At 71.2% G+C, this 25980-nt stretch carries 25 protein-coding genes; 4 read left to right on the top strand and 21 right to left on the bottom strand.

Annotated elements, in window-relative coordinates:
* Positions 1 to 69: 69 nt before the first annotated feature.
* The 9 genes from VJ693_RS23375 to VJ693_RS23415 form a co-directional block, all read right to left on the bottom strand.
* Positions 70 to 1254: a methyl-accepting chemotaxis protein gene (locus VJ693_RS23375; RefSeq protein WP_324158243.1), complete on the bottom strand. Its 1185-nt coding sequence runs from the start codon at positions 1252 to 1254 to the stop codon at positions 70 to 72.
* Positions 1255 to 1418: 164 nt separating this feature from the next.
* Positions 1419 to 2066, bottom strand: a complete 648-nt coding sequence (locus VJ693_RS23380; protein WP_324158245.1) for an HAD family hydrolase — start codon at positions 2064 to 2066, stop codon at positions 1419 to 1421.
* Complete coding sequence (gene pabB, locus VJ693_RS23385) at positions 2063 to 3943, bottom strand: aminodeoxychorismate synthase component I (protein ID WP_324158247.1); 1881 nt, start codon at positions 3941 to 3943, stop codon at positions 2063 to 2065. Before pabB ends, VJ693_RS23380 begins: the two co-directional genes overlap by 4 nt.
* 2 nt (positions 3944 to 3945) lie before the next feature.
* Positions 3946 to 4479, bottom strand: coding sequence for a formaldehyde-activating enzyme (gene fae, locus VJ693_RS23390; protein ID WP_324158249.1), 534 nt, complete (start codon positions 4477 to 4479; stop codon positions 3946 to 3948).
* Positions 4480 to 4514: 35 nt separating this feature from the next.
* A complete protein-coding gene (locus VJ693_RS23395; protein ID WP_324158251.1) occupies positions 4515 to 5336 on the bottom strand; it encodes a formylmethanofuran dehydrogenase subunit C in 822 nt (273 codons plus the stop codon).
* Positions 5333 to 6253 (bottom strand): formylmethanofuran--tetrahydromethanopterin N-formyltransferase, encoded by a 921-nt coding sequence (gene fhcD, locus VJ693_RS23400; RefSeq protein WP_324158253.1) that lies wholly within the window; start codon positions 6251 to 6253, stop codon positions 5333 to 5335. The genes VJ693_RS23395 and fhcD overlap by 4 nt, the downstream gene beginning before the upstream one ends.
* Positions 6250 to 7929, bottom strand: a complete 1680-nt coding sequence (locus VJ693_RS23405; RefSeq protein ID WP_324158255.1) for a formylmethanofuran dehydrogenase subunit A — start codon at positions 7927 to 7929, stop codon at positions 6250 to 6252. Before VJ693_RS23405 ends, fhcD begins: the two co-directional genes overlap by 4 nt.
* 142 nt (positions 7930 to 8071) lie before the next feature.
* Positions 8072 to 9289: a formylmethanofuran dehydrogenase gene (locus tag VJ693_RS23410; protein ID WP_324158257.1), complete on the bottom strand. Its 1218-nt coding sequence runs from the start codon at positions 9287 to 9289 to the stop codon at positions 8072 to 8074.
* A 279-nt stretch (positions 9290 to 9568) separates the two neighbouring features.
* Positions 9569 to 10312 (bottom strand): HisA/HisF-related TIM barrel protein, encoded by a 744-nt coding sequence (locus VJ693_RS23415; RefSeq protein ID WP_324158259.1) that lies wholly within the window; start codon positions 10310 to 10312, stop codon positions 9569 to 9571.
* Positions 10313 to 10339: 27 nt separating this feature from the next.
* On the opposite strand from VJ693_RS23415, the gene VJ693_RS23420 reads away from it, so the two are divergent.
* The 3 genes from VJ693_RS23420 to VJ693_RS23430 are packed head-to-tail and all read left to right on the top strand — an operon-like array spanning position 10340 to position 13006.
* Complete coding sequence (locus tag VJ693_RS23420; RefSeq protein WP_324158260.1) at positions 10340 to 11302, top strand: ATP-grasp domain-containing protein; 963 nt, start codon at positions 10340 to 10342, stop codon at positions 11300 to 11302.
* On the top strand, positions 11289 to 12401 hold the full coding sequence (locus tag VJ693_RS23425) for a hydantoinase/oxoprolinase family protein (protein WP_324158261.1): 1113 nt from the start codon (positions 11289 to 11291) through the stop codon (positions 12399 to 12401). Before VJ693_RS23420 ends, VJ693_RS23425 begins: the two co-directional genes overlap by 14 nt.
* Positions 12401 to 13006, top strand: coding sequence for an aspartate kinase (locus tag VJ693_RS23430; RefSeq protein ID WP_324158262.1), 606 nt, complete (start codon positions 12401 to 12403; stop codon positions 13004 to 13006). The genes VJ693_RS23425 and VJ693_RS23430 overlap by 1 nt, the downstream gene beginning before the upstream one ends.
* Here VJ693_RS23430 and VJ693_RS23435 read toward each other — a convergent pair whose 3' ends face one another.
* Genes VJ693_RS23435 through VJ693_RS23455 form a run of 5 tightly spaced genes read right to left on the bottom strand, consistent with a single transcriptional unit; the run spans position 13007 to position 18353 of the window.
* Positions 13007 to 13723, bottom strand: a complete 717-nt coding sequence (locus tag VJ693_RS23435) for a (5-formylfuran-3-yl)methyl phosphate synthase (RefSeq protein WP_324158264.1) — start codon at positions 13721 to 13723, stop codon at positions 13007 to 13009.
* Positions 13720 to 14304: a DUF447 domain-containing protein gene (locus VJ693_RS23440; RefSeq protein WP_324158266.1), complete on the bottom strand. Its 585-nt coding sequence runs from the start codon at positions 14302 to 14304 to the stop codon at positions 13720 to 13722. Before VJ693_RS23440 ends, VJ693_RS23435 begins: the two co-directional genes overlap by 4 nt.
* A 4-nt stretch (positions 14305 to 14308) precedes the next feature.
* Entirely contained in the window at positions 14309 to 15724 is a 1416-nt protein-coding gene (locus VJ693_RS23445) for a DUF6513 domain-containing protein (protein WP_324158268.1), read from the bottom strand.
* A gap of 3 nt (positions 15725 to 15727) precedes the next feature.
* Positions 15728 to 16375, bottom strand: a complete 648-nt coding sequence (locus VJ693_RS23450; protein ID WP_414652354.1) for a flavoprotein — start codon at positions 16373 to 16375, stop codon at positions 15728 to 15730.
* Complete coding sequence (locus VJ693_RS23455) at positions 16308 to 18353, bottom strand: sigma-54-dependent Fis family transcriptional regulator (protein WP_324158272.1); 2046 nt, start codon at positions 18351 to 18353, stop codon at positions 16308 to 16310. Before VJ693_RS23455 ends, VJ693_RS23450 begins: the two co-directional genes overlap by 68 nt.
* Between VJ693_RS23455 and VJ693_RS23460 the strand changes: the two genes are divergently transcribed.
* A complete protein-coding gene (locus tag VJ693_RS23460; RefSeq protein ID WP_324158274.1) occupies positions 18321 to 19040 on the top strand; it encodes a dihydroneopterin aldolase in 720 nt (239 codons plus the stop codon). The genes VJ693_RS23455 and VJ693_RS23460 overlap by 33 nt on opposite strands.
* 132 nt (positions 19041 to 19172) lie before the next feature.
* On the opposite strand, the gene fae (VJ693_RS23465) is transcribed toward VJ693_RS23460, so the two are convergent.
* From fae (VJ693_RS23465) to VJ693_RS23495, 7 genes are all read right to left on the bottom strand, one after another.
* Complete coding sequence (fae, locus tag VJ693_RS23465) at positions 19173 to 19685, bottom strand: formaldehyde-activating enzyme (RefSeq protein WP_324158349.1); 513 nt, start codon at positions 19683 to 19685, stop codon at positions 19173 to 19175.
* 78 nt (positions 19686 to 19763) lie between these two features.
* Positions 19764 to 20684: a triphosphoribosyl-dephospho-CoA synthase gene (locus tag VJ693_RS23470; RefSeq protein WP_324158276.1), complete on the bottom strand. Its 921-nt coding sequence runs from the start codon at positions 20682 to 20684 to the stop codon at positions 19764 to 19766.
* Complete coding sequence (locus VJ693_RS23475) at positions 20677 to 21651, bottom strand: ATP-grasp domain-containing protein (RefSeq protein WP_414652355.1); 975 nt, start codon at positions 21649 to 21651, stop codon at positions 20677 to 20679. The genes VJ693_RS23470 and VJ693_RS23475 overlap by 8 nt, the downstream gene beginning before the upstream one ends.
* Entirely contained in the window at positions 21651 to 22655 is a 1005-nt protein-coding gene (gene mch / locus VJ693_RS23480; RefSeq protein ID WP_324158278.1) for a methenyltetrahydromethanopterin cyclohydrolase, read from the bottom strand. Before mch ends, VJ693_RS23475 begins: the two co-directional genes overlap by 1 nt.
* Positions 22652 to 23779 carry an ATP-grasp domain-containing protein gene (locus tag VJ693_RS23485; protein ID WP_324158279.1) on the bottom strand — a complete coding sequence of 376 codons (1128 nt, stop codon included), beginning with the start codon at positions 23777 to 23779 and terminating at the stop codon, positions 22652 to 22654. Before VJ693_RS23485 ends, mch begins: the two co-directional genes overlap by 4 nt.
* Before the next feature lie 10 nt (positions 23780 to 23789).
* On the bottom strand, positions 23790 to 24713 hold the full coding sequence (locus tag VJ693_RS23490; protein WP_324158281.1) for an NAD(P)-dependent methylenetetrahydromethanopterin dehydrogenase: 924 nt from the start codon (positions 24711 to 24713) through the stop codon (positions 23790 to 23792).
* A 37-nt stretch (positions 24714 to 24750) separates the two neighbouring features.
* Positions 24751 to 25842: a beta-ribofuranosylaminobenzene 5'-phosphate synthase family protein gene (locus tag VJ693_RS23495; protein WP_324158282.1), complete on the bottom strand. Its 1092-nt coding sequence runs from the start codon at positions 25840 to 25842 to the stop codon at positions 24751 to 24753.
* Between the last annotated feature and the right edge of the window lie 138 nt (positions 25843 to 25980).

Genomic DNA, 25980 nt, shown 5'->3' on the forward strand with positions numbered 1-25980 from the left:
CCGCGCCGGGCCGCCCCAAGCGGCCTGATCCCCGTGGGGGACCGACGCGAAGCGGCGTAGGGGCCGACATCAGGCCGCGACGCGGAAGCTCTTCATCGAGTCGTGCAGGCGGGTCGACTGGCCGCGCAGCGCCTGGGCCGACGCGGCCAGCTGCTCGACCAGCGCAGCGTTCTGCTGCGTCATGGTGTCGATCTGGGTGATCGCGTTGTCCACCTGGCCGATGTCGCTGCTTTGCGACTGGCCGGCTTCGGCGATGTCGTTGATCAGGCCCGACACGCGGGTCACGCTGTCGACGATCTCCTGCATGGTCTGGCCGGCGTCGTTGACCAGCTTCGAGCCCGCGTCGACACGCTCGCTCGAATCGCCGATCAGCACCTTGATCTCGCGCGCCGCCGTCGAGCTGCGCTGGGCCAGGCTGCGCACTTCGGAAGCCACCACCGCGAAGCCGCGGCCATGGTCGCCGGCCCGCGCTGCCTCGACCGCGGCGTTCAGCGCCAGGATGTTGGTCTGGAATGCGATGCCATCGATCACGCCGATGATCTCGGAGATGCGGTTCGAGCTGGCGTTGATCTCGCCCATGCGCTCGACGACCTCGCGCATGGTCTGTGCACCGCGCTCGGCCACCGCGCTCGACTGGGCCACGACGCTGCGGGCCTCCCGCGTGCTGTCGGCATTGCTGCGCACGGTGTCGGCCAGCTGGCGCACGGCGCTGGTGGTCGCCTGCAGCGCGCTGGCCTGGTTCTCGGTGCGCGTGGACAGGTCGGTGTTCCCGCTGGCGATCTCGTCGGAAGCGTGGTTCACGCTGTCGACCGTCTGGCGCACCTCCAGCACCGCCGAGCGAAGCTTCTTGCGCATCGAGTTCAGCTCGGCGCGCAGCCAGGAGATCTCGTCCTTCCCCGGCGAATCGATCTTGGTTTCGAGGTCCCCACCGGCGATGCGCACCACGCAGTGCACCGTCGACTCGACCGAATCCTTGATGCTGCCGCGGATCAGCCAGCCGGCCAGCAGGGCCGCCGCCGCACCGGCCAGTGCCGTCGCGCCGAAACCCCAGGACAGGCTGGCCGCCCATTCGTGCTGTGCCAGCAGGTCCGCCGGCTTGATGCCGCCGGGCGCCTTTGCCAGGGCCTCCAGGGCGTCGGCCTGCCGCACCAGGGCCCAGGCGGCGCAGCCGCCGGCAGCGCCCACCAGGGCCCCCATCGCGGCAAAGCCGATCGTGACCCGCTTGACCAGGCTGACTTGACGAATCCACTGCATGTGCTGTCTCCGGGAACCGGGCGCTCGATCAAACGCGGTGGCGCCCGTGTACCCGCAATATCGGTGACGAGGCGTCCGAGCATTAGCCGGAAGTGAGCCGAAGGGACGGCAGTTTTTGGCGGGTTGGTCGCTTGTCTTCGGTCAAGTGCCGCCCCGGCGCCTGGCTACCACACCGGCCAGCCGGCCTGTTCGGCATGGCGGCGCAGGCGGTCATCGGGCCGCACCGCCACTGGATGGCTCACCGCGGACAGCAGCGGCAAGTCGCTCGCCGAATCGGAATAGAACCACGATCGCTCGAAGGCCGCGAGGCAGCTTCCCTGGCCGGCCAGCCATTGCTCGACACGCGCGAGCTTGTGCTGCCGGGCACAGGGTTCGCCAGCAATCTCACCGGTCAGTGAACCAGCCACGGCCTGCGCCTCGGTGGCCACCAGGTGCGGCACGCCGAATGCGCGCGCAAAGGGCTCGGCGATCAGGCGGGTCGTTGCCGTGACGATGGCGCACAGGTCGCCGGCGGCCCGATGCCGCTCGACCAGCGCACGCATGTGGGCCGGCAACCTGGGTGCCATTTCCGCCTCGAACTGCACAAGCCACGGCGCCAGTTCGGCCAGCGTGAAGCACGCCAGCGGCTGCACGAGCCCACGGTGCAGGGCCTGGATGTCCACGGCGCCGGCGACATAACGCTGGCACCACGCGAGGTACTCGGCCTCGGCCTGCGGCGGCAGCAGGCCACGGGAGGCCGCGAAGCCCATCCAGGCCATGCCGCTGTCGAACGGGATCAGCGTGTGATCCAGGTCGAACAGGGCCAGCTTCACGCCGCGTCGCGCCCCGGCAGGCCGCCAATCGACATCCCGTCGCTCAGGCGGGCGGGCAGCGCTCCACGCAAGGCATTGCAGACGACGATGGCCTCGGCGCCCAGCAGGTCGCCACGCCGCAGGCTGCGCTCGCGCGCGGCCCAGGCCGGGTCCTCGAGCAGCAGCCCGCGCATCACGCCGGGCAGCGCGCCGTCGGCCACCGGCGGCGTCCACCACTGGCCACCGATCTTCAGGAACACCGAGCTGCGGCCGCCTTCGGCAAGGCGGCCGTCCGTCGTGAAGAACAGGCTGTCGAAGGCACCAGCCTGCTCCGCCGCCCGCACGCCGGCATCGTAGTGACGGCGCAGCGTGGTCTTGTGGGCGGCCAGCGGGTTGTGGTCGGGCAAGGCTTCGTCGGCGATCAGCAGCGTCACCTCCGGCGCGGCCAGCGGCGCCAGCGGGCCGTGGCTGCAGGCCAGACGGCCATCGTGTGCCAGCGCAAGCCGCACCCGCGCGGCCCCGCCCGCCGGCAGGCGCTTCGCCGCGGCGGCCAGGGCCAAGCGCGCGGCCGCCTCGTCGAACGCGAAGCCCAGCACTCGGGCACTGTGCGCCAGGCGCGCCAGGTGGCGGTCGACCTGATGCAGGCCCTGGTCGTGCGTCCAGCGCAATGTCTCGAACAGCGCGAAACCCGGGTCCAGCCCGGTCAGGAAGCGGGCCTTCAGCCGGCACTCCTCGAACTCGTCGTCCGCCTGGCTGTCCAGCACGATGCCGGCGCCGATGCCCAGCCGCGCGGGCCGCAGCCCCTGCGCCGGCGCGCCCAGCGTCAGCGTGCGGATCACGACCGACAGGCAAAAATCGCCCAGGCGCGCCCCGCCCTTCGGGGCATCGACCCAGCCGATCGCGCCGCAGTACAGGCCACGCGGCGTCGTCTCGATCTCGGCGATCAACTCCATCGTGTGGTGCTTGGGCGCGCCGGTGATCGAGCCGCAGGGGAAGACCGCGCGCAGCAGCTCGCCGAAGCCGAGCTCGGGCTGGATCTCGGCCTGCACGGTCGAGGTCATCTGGAACACCGTCGCGTAGGGCTCGATCGCGAACAGCGCCGGCACCTTGACCGAGCCGATGCGCGAGATGCGGCCGAGATCGTTGCGCAGCAAGTCCACGATCATCAGGTTCTCGGCCCGGTTCTTGATGTCCAGCGACAGCAAACGCGCGGTCTCGCTGTCGCTTTGCGGCTCGGCGATGCGCGGCGCGGTGCCCTTCATCGGCCGTGCCGTCAGCAGCCCCGCCCCATCGCGCCATTCATGGCGCACGAACAGCTCGGGCGAGCACGACAGCACCGCCTCGCCGCCGGGCAGCCCGATGAAAGCGCCGTAAGCCACCGGCTGGCGCTGGCGCAGCTGCCGGTACAGCGCCAGCGGCGAGCCGTAGGCCTGGCCATGAAGCCGGTAGGTGTAGTTGATCTGGTAGGTCTCGCCGGCGCGGATCGCCTCGTGAACCCGGGTGATGGCCTCGGTGAAGGCCGCCCGGTCGACGCTGGGCTCGAGGCTCATCACGCCCGCGGCCCCCGGCGGCTCCTGCAGCGCGCGCTCGGCCAGCCACACATCGACCTCCTCGCGGGAAAGCCGCTGCAGGCGCTCGAACATCAGCACGCGCAGGCACGATGCATCGGCCGGCGCAAGCCCGGCGTGCCCCGCCTTCAGCAGCTTCGCGCCCCACTCGTAGTCAGCCAGCAGCACCGCATGCAGCCCGGCGCGCTGGTCCTCGTCGACCCGGGCCCAGACGGCTTCCAGCTCGGCCGGGTCGGTGCAGCGGTGCTCGCGCACGAAGCCTTCGTACAGCCGGCTCGACGGGCGCTCGGCCGTGGCCTCGCAATCGTCGAGCAGCGCGAAGACGTCCACCTTCAGCTCCAGTCGTCCATGTCGTGCTTGATCTTGTGCCGATTGGCGATCAACTCGTCGACGGAAGGCTCGTTGTTCAACGCACGCCGGATCGCCAGCTTGGTGGCCTCGAGGTTGGTGCGGTACATGTCCTTCTTGTCGAGGTTCTCGTCCTTCGCGCAGCGCGGGTCGATCCACACCAGGCTGATGATGCACAGCTCGTTGGCGATGTCCTTGGGGATGATGCCCTCGATCAGGCAATCGACCACCGCATCGGCGGTGGCGCTTTGCACCACGCCACCGAACAGGTCGATGTTGGCCGCGTCCTTCAGCGTCACCTTCGGCACGATGATGGTCGCCGGCCGCACCAGTTGGTTGCAGGCGCGGATCGCGAACATCGCCGTGTGGCCCTTGCTCTGCGCCATCATGTTGGCGAAAGCCTGGCCCACCGGGCCGTCGGTGCGGCCGATCAGGATCTCGGGCATCGCATCGGTGAACTGGCCTTCCTTGGCCAGCACGGTCGCCTCGCCGGCGTGAAAGAGGTAATTCCTGCTCATGGGATCGTTGAGGTGAAGAGAAAGGGACGGCGTGTTCAGAGCGCGAGGATCAGCTCGCCCATGCCCGAAGACGAGACATCGCCAAGGTGGCGCTGGATGCGCCGCGAAGGCAGCGCCGCGAACGGCCCGCCGTGGCGCGACAGGTCGCGCGACAGCAGTTGCCAGAAGACCAGCGGCTCGACGAGCGCCGGCACGAAAGTGGGCGCCACTTTAACGCCCGCGGCCGCGCTGCCGGCCAGCACCACGCTGCCACGCCGCATGCCGTAGCCCAGGTGGGCGCCGACGCGGCCGCCGACGGCGATGGTGCCGGCGACCATGCGCGAGGCGAGGAAGTCGCCCGCATCGCCGAACACCAGCGCGGTGCCGCGACGCATGCGGTCGCCGAAACGCTCGCCGGCGTTGCCGCGCACGATCAGCTGGCCGCCGCGCATGCCGTCCATGCTGCCGGGCAGCGTGCTGGCCGCGAAGTCGCCCACGTCGCCGTCGACCTGCAGCGAGCCGCCGGCCATCTCGCAGGCCGCCAGCGCCCCGGCCGAGCCCTTCACGTGGACTTCGCCGCCGGTCATGCCCGCGCCGGCGTAGTCGCCCACCGGGCCGTCGACGACGATGCGCCCGCCATCCATCTGCCAGCCGAGGCGGTCGAAGCGCGACAGGTCGCCTTCGAAGAGCCAGTCGCCATCGTCACCGGCGGCCGCGACTGAGAAGAACTCGGCCAACGGCAGCGTCTGGTTGCCGTGCGTCACCGGCAGGCGCTCGATCTCCGCCATGGCCAGCCCCGCCGCGGCACCCGGGTTCACACCGCGCAACTCCACCCGCAGGGCCGGCGCCTGCTTCAGCTTCAGCCTGATACCGCTCATGCCTTCACCCCCATCAGCTTGTGCAGGTGGAAGTGGAAGGGCCCGAGCTTGCCGCCGTAGTTGCCGGCCGAGATGCGCAGCAGGCCGCCCGCCGCACCGAGAGCGATGCAGGCATCCATGCCGGCGCGCATCGCGGCGCCGACGTCGGCTTCGGTCAGGCCATCGATCACGATTTCCATCACGCAGCGGGTCTCGGCCGTGAGCTCGGTGTGCGCCGCCAGCCCGAACAGGCTGGGGCAGAACGCATCGTTGGTCGAAGCGCCCAGGCTCGCGTACTTGCTGCCCACCTTCGAGCCCGAGCGCACCACGCCGCCGGGGAACGGCATGATCACGTTCGGCAGCCGCTTCATCGCCGCCACCGCGGCTTCGGCCGCGGCCAGGGCCGCATCGGTGTCGCGTGCCAGCAGCAGCAGGTTGCCGCCGCCGACGCTCTTGGTCACCGACGTGGTTTCCTGCGCGACGAACTCACCATCCATCACCGGGATGCGCCAGTAGCGCTGGCCCGCGATCACTTTCGAGATCTGCCAGCCGTCGCCGAAGAAGCGCAGGTTCTTGCCCAGCGCGATGGCTTCGCCTTCGGATAGCCCCGCGAACACCGCAGTCGTTGGGCAGGTCAGCACGCACTGGCCGACGCGGCGCTCGACCTGCTTGGCCAGCTCCTTGCCGGACATCGAGAAGATCAGCACGCTGACCCCGGGCCGGCCGTCGGGCGTCTGCTCGGGCGGCAGCTCGGCCTCGATGCCGGCCTCGCAGCCGCAGGCGATCACCGAGGTCGCGAAGCCGGTCGCGGCCACGGCCGCATGCCGCGCCCAGGTCAGGTTGTGGGCGGTGATGAGCAGGCGCGTCGCCTTCATCGGGAAGGCTTCGGCGAAACCGTCGTCGATCGCGACCCCGTTGAGAATCAGCGCCCCGCTCATGCCGCCGCCTCGAAGCAAGCTGACGGCAGCAAGCGCCCGCCGTTGCAGCAGCTGCACAGCTCGTCGTGGCCGATGGCGAGGTGGTCGAAGTTCACCGAGCCGTGGGCGCCCAGGTGCTTGCGCAGCGTCTTCTCGATGCCGTGGTCGTAGTCGGGCTCGACGAAGTGCGTGCCGCCCACCGGCGTGGCGGTGATGCGCCCGGCGCGGGCCACCAGCGCGCCATCCTTGAACACGTATTCGGGGGTCGTGAACATCGCTTCGCGGTCGGGTTGGTCACGGTAGATCACCACGTCGGCCGCGGCGCCCACGCCGAGGTGGCCGCGGTCCTTCAGGCCGAGCAGCCGGGCCGGGCCGGCGCGGGTCATGATGGCGATTTCGGCAAGGCTCAGCTCGCGCGTGATCGAGCGCAGCGCCGATTGGGCCGCCACCTCGGGGTGCAGCTTGGCGAGCTGCTCTTCGCGGAAGCTGCGGTCCATCAGCAGGCGGATCAGGTGCGGGTAGCTGGTGAACGGGCCGCCGTTCGGGTGGTCGGTGGTCAGCACCACGCGCCAGGGGTCGTTCATCAGCAGGAAGATCTCCAGCCCGATGGTCCACTGCAGCGCGTTCACATAGCTCTGCTCGCGGTAGCGGAACGGCACCACGCCGCAGCCGGCCTCACACTCGATGTCGGCGCCGATCCACTTGCGCGGGCTGGCCAGGTGCGATTGCGCGTACTGCCGCATCGTGTCGCCCGAGGCGGTCACCGTCTGGCCGAACATGACCTGGCCGATGTCGATGCTGATGTTCGGGTGCGCGTTCACCGCCTCGACGAGCTGCAGCGCGGCCGAAGAGAACTTCTTCGGCCCCTCGGTGCCGTAGGCGTGGAACTGGATGTGCGTGAGGTGGCCGGGCAGCCCGTCGAGCGCGGCGATCGTCTCGAGCGTGGACTGGATGTTGCCCGCCACGCCGAGGTTGCTGCCGTGGATGTGCAGCGGGTGCGGCACCCCCAGTTCGCGCAGGCCCCGGGCCAGCGCATGCACGACCTGGCGCGGCGTGACCTGCCAGTGGGCATGCGGCTGGTCGACGTCGAGCTTGCGCTGGTTGAACTTGAAGGCCGAGATGCCGCCCGGGTTCACGACCTTGACGCCCATCGCCTTGGTGGCGTGGATCGTCCAGCCCATGTAGTCGCGGATGCGCTCGAAGGGCTCGCCGCGGGCGAGCATCTCCAGCATCAGCTCGTCGTTGCCGAGCATCACGTAGGCGCCGTGATCGAGGATGGGGATGTCGCCCATCTCCATGTGGGCGTGGCGCGCGTTGGCGGCCACCATCGCCGGCTCGAAGGCCGACGTGTAGCCCATCTCGACGTAGCGGTAGCCGGTGGCCAGCGTGCCCGGCGCGCAGTTGCCGCAGGAGGCGAGCTCCAGCGGGTTGGCCGGCAGCGCGATCGGGTTGCCGCCGGCGCGGTGGTCCTCGGGCAGCAGCAGCCGCGAGAGGTTGACCTTGCCACCGCCGATGTGGGTGTGCATGTCGATGCCACCGGCCATCACGACGCAGCCGCTGGCGTCGATCTCGCTCGCGTCGGCCGGGGCGCTGGCCGCATCGACGATGCGCCCGTCGACGATCCACACGTCACGGATTTCGTCGACACCCTGCATCGGGTCGACGACCCGCCCGCCCTTCAATCGCAGGGCTGTCATGCAGCCCCCTTGGCGCTTCGCGCCGTCCCCCCGAGGGGGAATTCGCCCTTGGGGCGGCCCGGCGTGCTCACTGGTGCACCCTTGGGCCTGCAGCCCCGTCCCTCCGAGAGGGAATGAGCCCCTTCGGGCGGCCGGGCGGGGCTCATGCCGCCACCCCCTGCCGCCGCGCGCGGACCGCCACCGTCAGGCGCTGAACCACTTCGGCCACGGTCGGCAATGGGTCAGCAACCACAGGCCGCAAGGGCACGACGACCAGGCCGTCGACGCGGAAAAGGTGTCCTGCCGAGCCGATGCCCGGCGTGGACACCGGGATGAAGACGCCGTCGTCCGTGGCCATCGCCGGGTGGCCCAGCACGATGCGCGGCAGGCCCGGCGCCGCGGGCAGCGGCTGCGCCACGAAGCTGGACACCCACAGCACCGCGTCGACCGCGTGATCCGCCAGCAGGCGTGGCGCGCCAAAGCGCAATGGTTCGTGCTCCAGCCCCGCCGGCCCGGCACGGGAGCGCAGCGGCAGGCCCGACAGCCAGGTGAAGACGTCGTTCACCGCCGAGGCGCCCTCGCCGCCAGCCAGCGCCAGCGCCGCCGCCCGGGTACGCCGGTTCAGCGTGGCGACGACGCGGTTGATGGCCTCGATGATCAAGGCACCATGCGCCGGCAGGCGGCCGGTCTCGTAGACGAGGACCGCGTAGCGCGCCGCGTGCAGCCGCTCGCACAGGGCCGCCAACGCCGGCGGCAGGCCGCCCTGGACCGCGCGGCCTTCGACCGCCGCCGCCAGCAAGGCCACGGTGTCGAACAGATCCTGCCCCTCGGCAGGGACCAGGATGGCCAGCCGCGGATCGGCCGGGGCGATGCCGCAGCGTTCGAGGAACAAGGGGTAGCGCTCGCTCGGGTCGGCGCCGACGCAGACCACCAGGTCGGCGCGCTCGTGCACCTCGGCCAGCGTGGTCGAGAAGCGGCCGCGGTCCTGCAGGGCGCGCACGCCGTGCATCAGGACGTCACCTTGCGCCGAGTCGCAGATCGCGCCGGTCTCGCAGGCCAGCGGGTACAGCGCCCGGGCCCCGGCCACGTCGGTGCCCAGGCCGCCGAACAGCGGCTGCCGGCTGGCCGCGAGGATGGCGGCCGCCGCGTCGATGGCCGCCTCCAGGCTGCAGGCCTGGCCGTCGCGCTGCGGCGAGGCCGCCGCCGGTTGCGGGGTGAACTGCGCGAGCCCGGCGCCGGCGCGGCGGCAATCGCTGCCTTGCAGCGCCAGGCTGGGCGCACCGGCCGCGGCCGTCACGCCGAAGGTGTCGCACAGCAGGGGGCAGAACGGGCAGGTCCAGGGCGCGGCGCCCACGCCCGAGCCTGAATCGGAATCGGTCATGGGAAGGTCACGACGCAAGCGACGTGCCTGGGCCCATCCCGCCGCCCATGCCTCGGGACGGCCGGGCCTGGTCCGCCATGGCCGCCGGACGTCACGGCCAGATGTGCCACACAGTGTCGCGGTTTTGGCGGGCCGGACCCGCGCAGACCGCCTCGCGCATGGCTGTGGCGGTCCGGCCCGGCATGGCACGATTCGTGATCAACCCAGGGCATGGCAAGCTGGCGTCTCCTTCACCACCGGCCGCGGATTCAGCCGCCGGCGGGATCGCGGGGCCAGCGCTCAGCAGGCAGCGGGCTCGACGCGTGGCGGGATCTGCAGGTCATGCAGCGCGCTGGCCACCAGCCACGCATCGGCGCCGGCTTGCCGGGCCTGGACCAGATCGGCCTCGTTGCGCACGCCGCCGGCGCCGATCAGCGTGGCGCCGGGCGCCAGGCGCCGCACCGTGGCCAGGGTCTGCAGGTCGGGGCCGGCGCCGGAGCCGACGCGCTCCATCGTCATCACGATCACACGGCGGGGCCACTGCGCCGGGGCATCCCAGCAGCCGGCGGCATCCAGCCGCTGCGGGCCGCGCCGATCCAGCGACAGCACCGGCTCGGCGGCCGCGTCGCCGGTGCGGCCGAAGGCGCGCAGGCCGTCCAGCGAACGCAGCGACTCGCTGCCGAACACCGGCACCACGCGTCGGCCCGCAGCGCCCAGGCTGTCGATCAGGCGCGTGGCCCCTGCCGCATCGGCGAAGCCCGCGTCCAGCCACAGTTCGAGTTCAGGCAGGCCCTGGAGCAGCGCGAGCAGCACGGGTCGCTGCACCGCGCCGCCCATCAGCGCATCGAGATCGGCCAGATAGAGCTGCTTCGATTGGCAGTGCGCACACAGGATGCGCGCCACGGTGAGCGGATCGTGGCTGCCGCACAGGGCCGAGACAATCGGCCGGTAGGCCTGTCGATCACCCCCCTTGCCACGCACGACCTGCCCGCCCAGCAGGTCGATCACCGGAATGAGGCGAACGCCGCCCTGCATGCTCGACATTGAAGGAATGGAATTGAGGACGAATCGATGACCCGAGTGCTTGTTTTCGAGTATCTCACCGGGGGTGGTTTGATCGACGGGGACACCGACGGCGCGGCCGGCGACGAGCTGATGCCGATGGGCCGCGCGATGCGCGATGCGCTGGTGGCCGACCTGCTGCGCATCGATGGTTGCAGCGTCAGCGTCGCCGCCTGCGAGCGCGCCCCGCTGGCGGCCGGCAGCGCGCGGGCGGTGCAGGCATGCGCGGGAGAATCGGTGTTCGACTTCGTGGCCCGCCAGGCGGCGCAGCACGACCTGGCCTGGATCGTGGCCCCGGAGACCGGCGGCCTGCTGGCGCAGTTTCACGGGTGCGTCGGCGCCGACCGCTGGCTGGGCTGCGATCGCGCGGCGATCGAGCTGGCCTCCAGCAAGGGTGCCACGCTCAGGCGCCTGCACGACGCGGGGTTGCCGACGCCGCTCGGCATCACACCCGGCGCGCAGCCCACCCGCTGGGTCGTCAAGCCCGACGACGGCGCGGGCTGCGTGGCGACCCGGGTGCATGCCAGCCACGCCGCGGCCCAGCAAGACGCCCGGTCGAGGGCCGAAGGCCCGACCACGATCGAGCCCTGGGTCGAGGGCGAGCCACTGAGCATCTCCGTGCTGTGCAGCAACGCCGGCGCCGAGCTGCTGAGCGTGAACCGCCAGCGCATCGGCATGTCGAGCGACGGCCAGCTGACCTTCAACGGCGTCGACGTGAACGTGATCCCGCCCACCAGCGAACGTGGCGCGGCGCTGAGCGCGCTGGCATCCCGGGTCGCCCGTGCGGTGCCGGGCCTGCACGGTTTCGTCGGCATCGATCTCGTCTGGCATCCAACACGCGGACCGGTGGTGATCGAGCTCAACCCGCGTGTGACCTGTGCCTACGTGGGGCTGTCGGCCGCGCTGGGCCGCAACCTGGCGGCGGACGTGGTCCGTGCGCACACGCGGGAGTGGTCCGATGCCCTCGTCTGACAACGCGGTGGTCGGCTGGGATGTCGGCGGCGCCCATGTCAAGGCCTGTGTGCTGCAGGGCGGCGAGGTGGTCGACGTCGCGCAGTGGGCCTGCCCGCTGTGGCAGGGGCTGGACCAGCTCGAGCGCGTGCTGCAGCAGGCCCGCGCCCGCTGGCCGGCGATGGACACGATGCGGCACGCGGTGACCATGACCGGCGAGATGGTCGACCTGTTCTGCCACCGCGAGGAAGGCGTGCAGCGCATCGCCGCCACGATGGCCGCCACCCTGCCCGCGCCACGCTACTTCGCCGGCGACGACGGCTGGTGCGACGCGGGCGAGCTGGCCGGGCGCTGGGCCCAGATCGCCTCCGCCAACTGGCTGGCCACCGCCCAGCATGCCGCGCAGTGCCTGGACGAAGGCGTGCTGGTCGACATCGGCAGCACCACCACCGACCTGATCGCGTTTCGCGGCGGGCGGGTGCTCACCACCGCCCGCAGCGACGTCCAGCGCCTGGCGACCGGCGAGCTGGTCTACCACGGCGTGGTGCGAACCCCCTTGTGCGCGCTGACGCGGCAGATCGCGTGGCGCGGCAACCCGTTGAACGTGATGAACGAATACTTTGCGACGGTGGCCGATGTCTACCGACTGACCGGCGAGCTGAACCCGGCCCATGACTTGTACCCGCCGGCCGACAACGCGGCCAAGGACCTCAACGCCACCCGCGCCCGCCTGGCCCGCATGATCGGGCTGGACGCCCGCGACGGCAGCCCCGCCGACTGGCTCGACTTCGCGCTGGCTTGGCGCGGCTGCCAGGTGGCAGAGATCGGCAGCCAGCTTCGCCGCGTGATGACGATGCATGGCCTCGGCGGGCGGGCCGTGGTGGTCAGCGCCGGCTGCGGCGACTTCCTGGTGCCCGACGTGCTGGCCAGCGCCATCGGGCCTGGCGCGGCGAGCGGCGCGCCTGCCGTGCTGCCCTACGGCAGCGAGCTCGCGCGCATCGCGCCCCATGGCGATGGCAGCGAGCAAGCCGCCGACCAGGCCGCCGACAGAGCCGCCTGGGCCCAGGTCTGCGCCCCCTGCGTGGCGGTGGCCATGCTGTCCGATCGGGAGCGACGCTGATGTGGGTCGTGAAAATCGGCGGCAGCCTGTGCGCCGACCCCATGCTGCCGCACTGGCTGGATCTGCTGGCCCGGCTCGGCGGCGGCCGGGTCACGATCGTCGCCGGCGGCGGTGTGTTCTCCGACGAGGTGCGCCGCATCCAATCCCACTGGCAATTCGGCGACCTGGCCGCGCACAACATGGCCGTGCTCGCGATGGCGCAATTCGCCTACCAGCTCCATGCCATCAACCCCACGCTGCAGCTCGCCAAGCGCAAGAGCGAGATCCCGCAGGTGCTGCACCGGGGCCAGACCGCGCTGTGGCTGCCCTTCGAGTTGCAGCGCGACCAGCTGGACAGCCGGACGAACTGGGCGGCCACCTCCGACACGATCGCGCTCGACCTGGCCCGCCAGTTGAACGCCGAGCACCTGGTGATGGTGAAGTCCTGCGCCATCGACCCGGCGTTGTCGCTGGATCAGCTGGGCCAGGCCGGTGTGCTGGACGAAAGTTTCGCCGAGCGCTCACGTGGCGCCGCGTTCCCGATCGACGTGATGCACAAGACCGAGCTGGGGCGCATGCGGGCGATGCTGCTGGGCGGCCCGCCGTTCCCCCTGCGAGCCGCCTGATCAGGCCACCGGCACCGACACCGCCACCGGCGCCAACGCGGTGTCGTGCAACTGCGCCGCCAGCGCCTGCAGCCGTTGCCGGTCCAGCGCGCCGCTGCGGCTGCCGGAGCACACCGCCGTGCGAAAGCCGGCGAAATCGGGTTGCAGCCGGGCCAGCGCCGGCAGGTGCGGCAAGCGCAGGGCGCCTGCCACGCCGGCCAGTGCGCCGGACGAGCGGACCGTGTCGACGAAGCGCTGCAGATCCGGCAGCGCCATCACGTCGAACAAGCTGCCGGCGAGCTTGTCCGCCGTGTCGACCATCAGCGCTGGAAAGCTCGAGTCGCAGGCGCGCCGCAGCAGCGCGGCATCCAGCCCGCGGTCGGCGATGAACACCGGCACCACCGCCGGGCCGCACGTTGCCAGCGCGTCCAGCACCGCGCCGGCCCCCGGCGCGCGCTCGATGCCGACCTTGACGTAGTCGACGCCGCAGGCCGCCACAGCCTGCACCCGGGCCAGGATGGCCGCGAGCTGGTCCATGCCCAGGTCGCCGATGGTCGCGCTGACCGGCAGGCCGATGGCGCGCTCGCGCAGCGCGGCGACGACGGCGGCGATGGTCTCCAGCGCCAGGCCGCCCAGGGCACCGTCGCGCGGCTCTTTCAGATCGATAAAATCGGCGCCACCGCCCGCGGCCAGCAAGGCCTCGGGCACGTCGCGCACGCTGACCAGCAGCCGCGTCATGCCCGCACCCCGGCCGCTGCCGCCGCGCGCTGGCGGGCCACCGCATCGCACAGCCAGCCCCAGGCCTCGTGCTCGGCCGGGCCGGCGGTCTTGTCGATGGCGATCTGCAGGTAGCGCATCTCGGCGTCGACTTTCTCGGCCGGCAGCATGTGCAGCCGGCTGACCAGCACCGCGCCCTCGATGACGGCCGCCTGGGCCCGGTTGAAGCCGAGGAACGGCGCATGCCGGGCCTCGTGCACGCGCGCCATGTGCAGCACCGGGCGCCGGGGGTCGTCCGCCACCTCGGCCAGGCGCAGCTCGACATGGCTCAGCGCGCAGGCCAGCCTCACGCCGGTGACCTGCTCGGCGGGCACGGTCGGCCATTCGCGGCGGCCGGTCACGCAGCCGGCGAAGACGCGCGTGTCGATGACGATGTTGAGCACCGCATGGCCGGTGGCCACGATGTTGTCGTGGGTGGTCGACGGCCTGAAGGGCATCAGGATGACCTGCCCATTGCGATAGCGCACGCCCATCGGGGCGACGTGGGGCCGGCCGTCGGGGGCGACGGTGGTGACCACGGTTTCGAAAATCACGTCGTTCATTCGCTCACTCGTTGCCGCCGTCGGGTTTGGCCCGCGCCCGGCCGGTCGCCATGGTGCTGCCCGGGGCACACCAGGTGTCCAGATCCTGCGCAGCCTGTTCCACCGCGCAACCCCAATCCAGCGGCTGGTCCTGCACATAACGCTTGCCGAGCCGCCAGGCGATCTCGGCATGTGCAAGTTCCACACCCATGTAGAACGCGTGGTTGGCGTCGTGCTCCAGATGCAACTGCGGCCAGAGCTCGAAAGCGCCCTGCCCCAGGCGCATGCCGTCGCGGTTGTAGACGTGCAGCCCTTGCGCCGACACCTGCACGCGAAAGTTCGGGTCGCGCACCTGCGCCGCGATCTGGGCGATCTCTTCGGGCGTGTCGGGAAACGGGTGCTTGGCATGCACGGTCATCAGCGCGTCGCTCAGGCCCTTGGGCAGGCTGCGGTTGCGGCTGGCCGCGTGCATGATGCGCCGCGCCCAATCGGCCTCGCGCACCGCGCGCCGCGCATGCTGGCTGACCTGGGTGGTCAGCACCGCCGCCACGTCCAGCTCGGCACACAGGCCGAACAGCACCGCGTTGATGCCGGTGGTGTCGGCCTCGGTCAGCTCGGTGACATTGCCGATGCCCATCATGATCGGCGCCTCGGGAAAGCGCTCGCGCAGGCGGTGGTAGCGCACGATCGAGCCCGCCAGGCCGAAGGGAATCGGGTCGAGGATCGCGTCGGCCAGGAAGGGCCGGCCACGATGCTGCATCAGCGACACCGCCTCGTGCAGCGAGGCCTCGTCGGCCGGGTGGCGCGGGATCAGCACGGGCGTGGCCGGCACCTCGTCGGCCAGCCACAGTGTGTCCAGCGTGAGGCTCAGCAGGTAGTCGGCGCCGGCGTGGCCGCCGCGCAGCAATTCGTCGGTGTCGACCGAATCGACGCTGACCTGGAAGCCCTCGGCCTTCAGCGCCTGCACGCTCTCGGCCAGGTGGTCGAAGCGCGTCTCGGGCAGGCCGCCGAGGTCGATCACATTGGCGCCGTCCGCCGCATAGCGCCGGGCCCGCTCGATGATCTCGGCCACCGACAACCGCGGCGCATCGACGATCTCGGCAAAGATCGCCACCTCGTACTCGTTCAGGTCGACCGGCTTCGCCTCGCGGTTGAAGAAGCGCGGCAAGTCCTTCAGCTCTTCAGGGCCACGCTGGACCGGCAGGCCGAAATGCTGGCTCAGGGCCTCGACGTCGCCGCGGCAGCGGCCCGGCACGATGATGCGGTCGGCCTGCACCGGCAGCGCGACGCGGCGGCGGATCATCTCGGCCGTCATCAGCGCGGCCACCTGCAGGCCGATCTCGCGCACCTCCCAGGTGAACGGGGCGGCATCGATGCCGGCCAGCACCCGCTCCAGGCTGGGCTGCGCCAGGCGGCCGGTCAGGAAGACGATGTGTTCCATGAATCAGGCCAACCAGGCCAATGACAGCTCCTTCAGCCGTGCATCCAGCATCGCCTCGAGCTCGGACGGCGAGCTCACGACACGGCAGTAGTCGATCTCGCGGAGTCGGGCGACGTTCTCGAATTCGATGCGGCGCGGGCGCAGCGTGACCCACTCGTGCGGCGATTTCGTGACCACCACCGGTTCGGTATCGCACGCAAACACGATGCCAGGAATGCCCAGCTTGCCAGCCTGCGCGAACATGTTGGTGGGCAGCGAATCGCTGATGCCGAAGGCGCACTTGGCCACCGTGTTGCTGGTCGCCGGCGCGACCACCACCGTGTGATAGACGTCGCTGTAGAGCATCCCCACCGGCACGCCGCTGGCGGTCTTGTCGCGGAAGACCCGAAAGCGCGGCTTCAACGCCTCGATGTGGAGCTTGTAGATCTCCAGCACCTCTTCACCCGCGGCGGAGAGGAACAGGTCGACCGCCGGCAGGCGCTCCGCGAGCGCCATCGACTCTTCGAGGAAATGGCCCGAGCCGGTGAAGCACCACGCGAAGCGCGAGCGCGGCGGCCCGGGCGGCGCCGGCTGCTCGCTGTCGTCAATCAGGGTGCGAGATTTCGATGTGAAGCTTGTGGAGCTTCCGGTAGAGGGTGTTTCGGCTGACATCGAGCGCCTTGGCGACGTTGCTGACATTCCAGCGGTTCTGCTCCAGCATCTGCATCAGCACCTGTCGCTCGTTCGCCTGGATCGGGTTGAGTTTCGGAATCGGCGCCTCGTTGGCGGCCGACGCCGCCGGCAAGGCCATGACGATGGGCGCGGGCGACGGCGCCACCGGGGCGGCCGCCGGCGGCGCGCTGGCGAACAGCGAAGGCAGGTGTTCGCGCGTGATGGGCTGGCCATCGGCCAGCGCCGCCGCGCTGCGCAGCACGTAGCGCAGCTGGCGGATGTTGCCGGGCCAGTGGTACTCCATCAGTGCCCGCTCGGCGCCGGGGCTCAGCATGCCGTCGCCGCCGGCTTCGCTGGCCAGCACGTCGCGGATCAGGTCGTACTTGTCTTCCCGGTCGCGCAGCGGCGGCAACTGCAGCTCGATGCCGGCCAGGCGGTAGTACAGGTCCTCGCGGAAACGCCCCTCGCGCACGAGCGTCGGCAGGTGCCTGTGGCTCGCACTGATGAGCTGGAAATCGACCGTGTGCGACTCCTCGGTGCCCAGCGGCGTGACCTGGCGCTCGTCGAGCACGCGCAGCAGGCGGGCCTGCAGTTCCAGCGGCATGTCGGCGATCTCGTCGAGGAACAGCGTGCCACCGTCGGCCTGAAGGATCTTGCCGCGGCGGCCGGTGCGCTGCGCGCCGGTAAAGGCGCCGGCCCGGTAGCCGAACAATTCGGACTCGATCAGCGTCTCGGGCAGGCTGGCGCAGTTGACGGCGACGAAGGCGCCGTGGGCGTGCGGGCTGGCGTCGTGCACGGCGCGTGCGAACACCTCCTTGCCCGAACCGGTCTCGCCGCACAGCAGCACCGGCGCCTGGCGTGCGATCACGCGCCGCGCGGTCTCGAGGTAGGACACCAGCCGCGGATCCTTGAAGGTGGTGTCGACGACGGTCGCCATGCGCGGGCTGGCGACCCGCATCGGCCGGCGCGCCGCGGCGGCGCCAGCGGCCATGGCCGCCTGGGCGGAGATGGCGTTGGACCCCGTCGGCAGGCTGGCCTGGCTGGCGGCATCCGAGGCCGGGCGGCGGGCCACTGCGAAGAACCGCAGCGCCGCGTTCGCGCGGTAGGTCACCACCGGGTGGAACGACGACAGCGTGCTGCGCTGCAGCATGTCCTCCAGCGAGGTCTGGAACAGGTCTTCGATGCGGCGCGACCGGATGTCGTCCATCGAGTTCAGACCGAGCTGGAACAGCGCGCTGCGGTTGGCCGCCAGCACCCGCCCGTCGTCGTCGACCGCCAGCCGGCCCTCGTGCAGCGTGTAGACGAACTCCGGCCGGCTGTGGAAGTGCAGCGGGTGGGCATTGCCGAATCGCCGGTCGATCAGGCGGTTCTCGATCATGCGCGCCGTCATGCCCAGCAACACCAGCAGGTGCTGCTGCAGCATGCTCGAGCGGCTGGTCACATCGAGCACCGCGGCGATCGCGCCGGACGGGTCGTAGACCGGCACGGCCGAGCAGGTCAGCTGGGTGAAGCGGCTGAAGAAGTGGTCGTCGCGGCGGATCGACACCGGGCGCGCAGAGGCCAGGCAGGTGCCCATGCCGTTGGTGCCCGCCTCGGTTTCGCTCCACATGCCGCCGGCCACCATGCCCAGCGGCGCGACCTCGGCGGCGAATTCCGGCGAGGCCACCATGTGGATGATCACGCCGTCGGTGTCGGTGAGCACCACGGCCGATTCCATGTCGGCCAGTTGCTGGTACAGCGTGGTCATCTCGTAGCGCGCGCAGTCGATCACGTCGGCTTGCCGCTCGCAGCGATTCTGCAGCGCAGAGCTCGCGATGATGGCCGGCTCGTTGAGCTTGTCCGGGTGCAGGTGGTACTCGTTCAGGCAGCGGCTCCACGAGCGCGTGACGACATCGTTGTCGGAGTCGTGCAGCCCACTGCGAACCACTTCGAAGACGTGGTTTGCGTGCCGATCGTGTTGTCGATGCATCAATGCCATGTAAGGCTCCTGAACAGCCATGCCGCCCAACGACTGGAGTCGTTCATTCTGAGCCATGCGGCCGCGGCTCATACCCGGGTCAACCACGGGGCTGGCGGATACCGGACGTTGCAAAGTCCGCTGGTGTGCTCACGTTTGGCCCGCATATTGCTGTCAGGTCGCCACCACACCGCCCGCAGGAGACCCCCATTGAACAGCGTTCGCCCCCTCCCCGCAACCGCCCCGTTCGCCGACCGCGCCGCGGGCGCCGGCGCCATGGACGTGATCTTCATCGAGGGGTTTGCCGGGCAGACCATCATCGGCATCCATGAAGCCGAACTGCACCGCCCGCAGCCCCTGGTCATCGACGTGCACGCCGGCGTGCCGCGCTCGCGCGCCTGCGACACCGACCGCATCGTCGACACCATCGACTATGGCGCCGTGCGCGACCGCCTTCAGCGCCTGATGCGCGAACACCGCCTGCAACTGCTGGAGGCGTTCGCCGAAGCCATCGCCAACATCCTGATCGGCGAATTCGGCGCGTGCTGGGCGCGCGTCAAGGTGGTCAAGCCCCACAAGTTCGACGAAGTCCAGGCCGTCGGCGTGCAGATCGAGCGCTTCGCCCCCGAAGCCGCAGCCCCGAAGGCCGGCCGCTCGGCCGCCGTTCTGCACTTGATCGGCAGCGGCATGGTTCCCGGCGACCGCTGAAGATCCAATCGACGGGAAAGCGGCGCTCCGCAGGAGCCGCCGCCTTCAAGTGGCGTGCGCGGATCCGGCTGAAGCCGGCCCGCTGCGCGAGCCCCCCCCGGGGGGCAGCCCCCGGAAGGGGGCGTGGGGGCATCAAGAATGCGCTGCGAAGGGGTGAGCGACGCTGCCCTTCTTGGCCACCACCTCGGCGGCGGTCGGCGACCCGGCGACGGCGCGCTGGATCGACTCGCGCACTGCGCGGTAGTTGTAGTCCTGGATCTTGGTGTCGTCCTCAGCCAGCCAGTGGATGAACACGCCGACGCAGATGAAGAGGTTGTCGGCTTCATCAGCGGGGATGGTGCCGTCTTCGACCGAATCGGCCACGGCCATCGCCACGCCGCGCTGCGCCGGGCCGAACATCTGCACCGCCTGCTTGGCACCCTTGATGGTGACCTTGTTGAACATCACGGTCGCCGGTTTGGTCAACAGGTTCGGGGCCACCACCGCCAGCAGCGAGGTGAAGCCGTCCTTGTTGTTGGTCAGGGCGTTGGCGAACGCCGCCTCGGCGGGGGTGCCACGCGGGCCGATGATCAGGTCAATGTGGGCGACTTCGTTGCCGTCGCCGACCAGCGACTCGCCAACCATCATGCGATTGATTTTTGCCATGGCTTCCATATCTCCAGGAAATGGTTCTCGGGGGATCAAGACACTGGCCGCAAGGCGGCCAGCGTAGGCACTCGGCTATCACGATCCGTGCCACCGCGCGCCGGCCGGTTCGGGCCGGCGGCCGAGCGGGCGGGTGAGGCCGGCCACCATCAGGGTTGCCACGGTGAAATCGGCGGTCGTGCCGGGGTTGATCCCCCGGGCCTTGAGCTTGCTGTCCCAGGCCATGAAAGCGGGGTCGGCATCGAGGCACCCGCCTTGCGCCGCGCGCCGGGCAAAACCCTGCGCCGCGACCATGACATTCTGTGCCACGGGCTCCCCGTGTTTTCGAACAATGTGTGAATCGGCAAACACGCTCAGCAGCGACAGGTAAAGCTGCTGGACCGCCACCGTGGTGGCGAGGTCCACGGGCCGCGGCGGCATGGGGGAAAACACCGAGGGCAACCGAGGCAGCGCCCGCTCGAACAGGTCGGCGTAGCCATCGCGGTACTGGCGCGCAATGAGGTCGCGCTCGGCCGCCAGCGACATCGCGGCCCGCAGCCCCACGCGCGGCGCCTGGCGCACGTCCTCGGCCGGCGCCGTGCCCAGCCCACCAGGGTTGGCCCGGGCGATGGCCCGGTAGGCCGCGCGAGCGTCGTCCACGTCGAGTTCGTTCAGCACCTCGCCGACGGCCTGGCGCAGCGCGCCTGGCGTGCGGCTGGCGGGCTCGCGCTCCACCGCCAGGGCGATCGGCGCGCACAGCAGCAGGATGCCCAGGTTGGTGTTGCAGCCCACTGCGGCCCAGGTGGCTTCCACCGCGGCCTCGATGCGCTCGCCGACACGCAGGCCGGTCTCGAACAGCGGCCCGGCGGCCGCCTCGGCGCTGTCCACGAACATGGCCGCCTGCATGCCGTGGCCCGGGGATGACCAGCTGACATTCCCAGGCTTGCGCACCTCGACATCGAGCTCGCAGGCGCGCAGGAAGCACGCACGTGCGTCGACGGTGGTGGCGACCTCAGGCACGGCGCCCCAAAGCCTCGCTGGCCTCGCGCGCTTGCGCGACCTTGCGGTCCAGCAGATCGTCGACGATGGCGCGCGCGATGTTGAAACCCGTCACCCGCTGCAGGCCCTGCCAGGCGGCCACACCATTGACCTCGATCACCTGGATGCCGGCCGCGCCGGCCGCCGGGGTGCAGGGCATCAGGTCGATGCCCGCATAGTCCATCTCCAGCGCCTCGGCCGCCCGCTCGGCCAGGCGCGCCAGCGGCGCGGTCAGCTCGGCCGGCTCGCAGCGCGCGCCTTGGGCGACGTTGTGGATCCAGCCCGCGCTGACGCGCCGCATCGCGGTCACGGCGCGGCCGCCGATCACCAGCACGCGCCAGTCGAAGCCGGGCCGGCCCGCCTCGGCCGCCAATGGCTCGATGAAACGCTGCAGGTAGGCCAGCCCCCCGAAGGCTTGGCCCAGCTCGGGCAGGGGCCGATGCACGCCGTCCACCAGGCCGATGCGCTGCAGCCCCTTGCCCTGCGAGCCGAACAAGGGCTTGAGCACCACGGCATGGCCGGCCGCGCTCTCGCGCATCACGATGCGCTGGGCCTGCGCGCTGGATTCGGTCGCCCAGGTGGGCGGCGTGGGCACGCCCGCGGCATGCAGCAGCAGGCTGGTCATCGACTTGTCGACGCTGCGCTCGATCGCGCGGGCGTCGTTGTAGACCGGCACGCCGAGCTCGCGCAGCGCATGCAGCACACCCAGGCGCTTGGTGACCTGCTCGAAGCTGCCGCCGGCGATGCCGCGTACCAGCGCCGCGTCGGGCAGAGCGCGGCCGAAGCCGGGGATCGCGAGGCCATGCCAGGCGGCGGTGGTGTCGATGTGGCAATCGGCCAGGTCGACGCAGCGGCCCAGGGCGCCTCGCGCGCGCAGCGCGGCCTGCAGCTGGCGCGTGTGCCAGCCGGTCTCGTCGGCGAAGATCGCCACCCGCATGTTCGCCTCCATCAAGCCTCCTGCAGCCACAGCGAGCGCAGCAGCGCCATGTCGAGGCCGCCGGCATGCCAGGTGTTGCCGCTGTCCAGGTTGCTGACCCACACCTCGGCGGGCGCGAACAGCCCGCCGTCGATCTTGTAGAAGTCGTACTCCGCGGCCTTGAAGATGTCGGCGAACGAGCGGCCGTAGTCGCGCGAGTTGCGCGACGGCAACTGCGCTGCGAACTGGCGCGCAGCGGCGTCGTCGCCGCGCACGGTCAGGTGCACGCGGCCGCCGTAAAGGATGGCGTCGTTGGTCCGCCCCATGGCCAGCACGCCGTCGGGGCTGGGCGACGGCAGCGGCGCGCTGGCCACGCCGTCGACGATGTTCTCGAGCGCGAAGCCCAGCTCGTGCGCGCGGTGCAGCGCCACCTCGAGCACGCGGGCGACAACCTGCGTCGTGCCTGCCACGCTGGTGGTGGGCGTCAGCACCACGGTCAGCGCCTCGGGCGCCAGGCCGCAGTCGCGCAGCAGCTTGTCGATGATCACCGGCGGCGGCACGCGGTCGACCTCGAGCACCAGGGCGCCGAACGCCGCACGGTCGCGGTAGCCGAGTTCCTCGAACAGCGTTTCCTTGGCCGCCAGCGCACGCGCCGGGCCGGAGCCGAGCGAGAAGAACTTCTTGCCGCCCGTCTCCTCCTTGCTGGCGGCGAGGCTCCAGCCCGCGTACTGGCTGGCCAGGCAGGCCAGCACCGGCTGCGCACTGCTCACCTCGAGCCAGGTCGGCCAGCCGTCGGCTGCGCCGGTGCGAAGCCTGACCTGGCCGAGCCCGCCCATGCAGATCTCGCCGATCAGCATGCCGGCGGCGACGCTGCCGCGCGCCTGGATGCCGGCATCGACGATGCAGACGCCGCTGCTGTCGCGCGTGGGCAGCACGCCCAGCGATTCGGCCTCGGCGAGCAGGCGCTCGACCAGCGGGCGGGCCAGCAGGTTCACGCTGGGCGTGGACGCCACGGCGGTTTGGGAATTCAGGCTCATGCCGTGGTCTCCAGGGATGTCAACAAGGCCTTGCGGCCCTGGCTCAACAGGGTGCGGACCTGCTCGGCCGTCGCACCGGCGGTGCTCAGGCTGCACAGGGGGTCGCCCGGCTCGACGTGCGTGCCGGCACAAGGCAGGTCATGGGTGCCCGGCCAGGCGGCCACGCGCAATGCGGCTTGCTCGTCCAGCGCCAAGGGCCGCCGCGCGAAGACGACGGCGCTGCCTTGGACCCGGGGCGCCGGTGCCGTCGTCGGGATGGCCGGCAGCTCGCCGAGCATGCAGGCGCGCAGGTGGGCGGCCATCACCCGCTGCTCGCCATACAGGGCCATGCTGGCCGGCGGCCGCGGGTTGACCTCGAGCACCGAAACCCGCTCGCCGTCGAGCAGGAAATCGAGGCTGCACAGCCCGCGCAGCGAAAACGCCGCGGTCACGCTGCGCACCGCGTGGCTCACGCGCCGCGCCACGGCGGCCGCCAGCGGCACCGGGCCGATCACGCCGCCGTACACGAAGGGCCGCGCACCGAACGCAAACACGATCTGCTCGTTGAAGCCGAGGATCGCCGCGTCCTGCCCGTTGGCCACGAAGGTGGCCGACATCGGCGTGCCGGGCTGCTCGCGCTGGAAGTAGCCGTGGGGCGGCAGCGCCCCGGCCACGCCGGGCGACGACAGGCGCCGGACATGCCAGCCGCCGCAGCCCTGCGCGTCCTTGACCAGCCATCCGCCGGTATCGGCAGGGGGCGTCCACTGCACCGGCGGGTGGTCGATGCCGTGGGCCGCCAGCGTGTCGAAGAACCGGGCCGGGTCGCGCACGGCGGCCACCGACTCGGGGGTGCAGCCGATCAGCGGCAGCAGCGCCGCGCCCTGGGCCAACAACTCCGGGTGGCCCTCGAAGCCGCTGCCCGCGACCCAGCCCGACACGTCCCCGCGATGGGCCAGCACCTGCAGCGCGGCGAGCGTGAGCGCGGGGTCGATCTTCAGGCCGGTGCCGATGGAGAACCAGCGCGAGGCCACCTCGCAGGTGTCGACATCGCCGAACAGATCCAGCGCGATGACCTCGAAGCCATCGCGCGCAGCCGCTTCGGCCAGCAGGCGCGCGGACACCGCCGCGACGGCCAACAGCGTCATCGCCGGCCGCTCAGGCCGCCTTGCCGGCGGCGGCGGATTCGGCCAGGAAGGCGCGTGCCATCGCAAAGGCCTCGGGGAAGCTCAACACCACGGCCTTCTCGGCCGCGCACATCTGCACCAGCAGCCGGTGCTGCGTCTGGTACTTGACGTTGCCGATCGCCAGCGCGCCGATGCCGACGGCCGCCGTGCCGTCCAGCGGCCTGCCGTTGTCCATCACGCCGACGCCCGCGATGCCTTCGGGCGGCACGGCGTTGACATCGGCCGCCACCTTCATCTGCTTGGCGAAGCCGAGGTCCTCGGGCGACAGCACCTGCACGCCGGCGGCCGCACAGGCGAGCACGACATCGGCATCGGCCAGCGAGGTGCGCACCGCGGCGCGATCGCCGCCCGACACACCGTGCAGCGTCACCTTGAACCGGGCGCCGGTCTCCTGCGCCGCCTCTTCGGCCACATCGATGCCGTGGCGGCTGGACAGCGAGACCTGCGCCCCGGCCTGGGCCGCGATCACGCCAGCGACCCGGCCCACCGGGCCCATGCCGCCGAGGATCACCACGCGCTGGCCTTCCAGCCCGTGGCCGTGCCGCCTCTTGAGCGCCGCCTCGACGCAGGCCACCATCGCGGCCGCGGTGGTGTAGGCGCCGCTCGGGTCGGCCATCAAGGAGACGACGAAGGGCTTGACCATCGCGGCGCGGGAGCGCTCGAGCATGTCGGACGCGAGCAGCGCATCGCGCCCACCGATGAAGATGCCGGTGCGGGCCACGCCCTTGGGGCCGCGCGAGAAGATGGTGTCCTGCGTCAGGCCGGCGATGGCGTCGAGGCCGACGTCGCTGTACGGCACGACGATCTGGTAGCCAGCGTCAGCGGCCATGTTGATGTCGAACGGGCTCATCTGACGGCCCGGGGTGAACATGTGCAGGATGTAGGGGCGTTCCATGAAACGGCGTCTCGCGGCGAAGTGAAGAATCAGGTCGTTATCGGGTCGGGCGGGCAGCGCGCGAATCCATCAGAACGGCGCCCGCGTTGCGGCCGCGCACGACGCTCACGGCCAGCCCCGGTGCCACCAGGCCGGCCTGCCGCGCCGCCTGCACGAGGCTCTCGGCCTGGGCTTGCGACGGCAGGATGGCAAAGCCGGTCGGGCCCCACGAGCTCTGGCCGATGGCGGCGCCGTGCCGTGCCGGTGCCTGCGCGCCCCTCCCCCAGGAGCAGCTGGCCTCGCCGATCCATTGCACCAGCTGGCCGACGGCAGCGCTGGTGTAGGCCCGGCCCCCCTGGGCCGGCGCGAAGTGCTCGCCCAGCACATCCTGGATGTGCGTCACCCCGGCCGCGAAGGCCTCGAACTCGTCGCAGCTCGCGCCTGGCAGCACCCGCATCATCACCTGGTGGCAGATGTCGGCGGCCTTGGCCCGCGGCAGCGGCGCCAGGCCGGCGATGGCCTGCTTCTCCTCGGGGCCGAACAGGCCGGCCTGCGATTGGTCCTGCGCGACCACGATGCGCCAGGCCTCGGGCAAGGCGATGCGCGACAGCAGCGGCGCCGGCGCCCCGTCGAGCCCCGGCCCGCCGTCGACGAGCAGGCCGCCCTGGTCGAAGCCGGCGATGCCGATGCCCGAGCGGGCGCCCCGGTGCAGCCAGCCGGCCAGGGTGACGCTGTCGAGGTCGAGGCCATGCCAGGCCGCGAAAGCCCGCCCCACGGCCAGCGCCAGTTGCGTGCCCGAGCCGAAGCCGGCGTGCGCCGGCAGCGCCCGTAGCAGCCGCAGGTGCAGCGGCTCATGGCGGCCCGTGCGCCGGCGCATTTCATGCAGGTGGGCGCAGGCCCGGTCGATGTCCGCGCGGGCGGCGGGCGTCTCGGCGCTCGCGCCGTCGGCCGGCGCGGCGCTCAGCTCGACCACCGTCTCGAAGCCCTCGATCACCAGGCCCAGGCTGCCGAAGGCCCGGCCGAGCGAGCCGGCCGGATCGAGAAAGCCCAGGTGCAGGCGCCCCGGCGCATGCAGGCGAACCGAGGCCGCAGGCTCGGCGTGCGACGACGGCATCGGCTCGAGCGTCGCTGGCGAACAGAGGGTGGTCAAGGTCGGTGGCGTGGTCGAGGGAAATGACCACTCCAAGCAAGCGCCGTTCCGTCCGGTCAAACCCGGGGCTGGCGGCATGCAGACCACCCGCCGGGACCCGCGGATGTACCGGGTTCAGGACACAGTGTCCCCGCGGGT

The organism is Ideonella sp. (assembly GCF_035254525.1).
GTDB lineage: Bacteria > Pseudomonadota > Gammaproteobacteria > Burkholderiales > Burkholderiaceae_C > Ideonella.

Excerpts from the sequence above, each read along its gene's own strand:
- VJ693_RS23375 (WP_324158243.1), bottom strand. The coding sequence starts at position 1,254 with ATGCAGTGGATTCGTCAAGTCAGCCTGGTCAAGCGGGTCACGATCGGC.
- fae (WP_324158349.1), bottom strand. The coding sequence starts at position 19,685 with ATGGCAAAAATCAATCGCATGATGGTTGGCGAGTCGCTGGTCGGCGAC.
- VJ693_RS23485 (WP_324158279.1), bottom strand. The coding sequence starts at position 23,779 with ATGACGCTGTTGGCCGTCGCGGCGGTGTCCGCGCGCCTGCTGGCCGAA.
- VJ693_RS23395 (WP_324158251.1), bottom strand. The coding sequence starts at position 5,336 with ATGAGCGGTATCAGGCTGAAGCTGAAGCAGGCGCCGGCCCTGCGGGTG.
- VJ693_RS23455 (WP_324158272.1), bottom strand. The coding sequence starts at position 18,353 with ATGGCATTGATGCATCGACAACACGATCGGCACGCAAACCACGTCTTC.
- fhcD (WP_324158253.1), bottom strand. The coding sequence starts at position 6,253 with ATGAGCGGGGCGCTGATTCTCAACGGGGTCGCGATCGACGACGGTTTC.
- VJ693_RS23435 (WP_324158264.1), bottom strand. The coding sequence starts at position 13,723 with ATGACGCGGCTGCTGGTCAGCGTGCGCGACGTGCCCGAGGCCTTGCTG.
- VJ693_RS23415 (WP_324158259.1), bottom strand. The coding sequence starts at position 10,312 with ATGTCGAGCATGCAGGGCGGCGTTCGCCTCATTCCGGTGATCGACCTG.
- VJ693_RS23405 (WP_324158255.1), bottom strand. The coding sequence starts at position 7,929 with ATGACAGCCCTGCGATTGAAGGGCGGGCGGGTCGTCGACCCGATGCAG.
- VJ693_RS23420 (WP_324158260.1), top strand. The coding sequence starts at position 10,340 with ATGACCCGAGTGCTTGTTTTCGAGTATCTCACCGGGGGTGGTTTGATC.
- VJ693_RS23445 (WP_324158268.1), bottom strand. The coding sequence starts at position 15,724 with ATGGAACACATCGTCTTCCTGACCGGCCGCCTGGCGCAGCCCAGCCTG.
- VJ693_RS23475 (WP_414652355.1), bottom strand. The coding sequence starts at position 21,651 with ATGGAGGCGAACATGCGGGTGGCGATCTTCGCCGACGAGACCGGCTGG.
- mch (WP_324158278.1), bottom strand. The coding sequence starts at position 22,655 with ATGAGCCTGAATTCCCAAACCGCCGTGGCGTCCACGCCCAGCGTGAAC.
- VJ693_RS23410 (WP_324158257.1), bottom strand. The coding sequence starts at position 9,289 with ATGACCGATTCCGATTCAGGCTCGGGCGTGGGCGCCGCGCCCTGGACC.
- VJ693_RS23440 (WP_324158266.1), bottom strand. The coding sequence starts at position 14,304 with ATGAACGACGTGATTTTCGAAACCGTGGTCACCACCGTCGCCCCCGAC.
- fae (WP_324158249.1), bottom strand. The coding sequence starts at position 4,479 with ATGAGCAGGAATTACCTCTTTCACGCCGGCGAGGCGACCGTGCTGGCC.
- VJ693_RS23450 (WP_414652354.1), bottom strand. The coding sequence starts at position 16,375 with ATGTCAGCCGAAACACCCTCTACCGGAAGCTCCACAAGCTTCACATCG.
- VJ693_RS23425 (WP_324158261.1), top strand. The coding sequence starts at position 11,289 with ATGCCCTCGTCTGACAACGCGGTGGTCGGCTGGGATGTCGGCGGCGCC.
- VJ693_RS23430 (WP_324158262.1), top strand. The coding sequence starts at position 12,401 with ATGTGGGTCGTGAAAATCGGCGGCAGCCTGTGCGCCGACCCCATGCTG.
- VJ693_RS23490 (WP_324158281.1), bottom strand. The coding sequence starts at position 24,713 with ATGGAACGCCCCTACATCCTGCACATGTTCACCCCGGGCCGTCAGATG.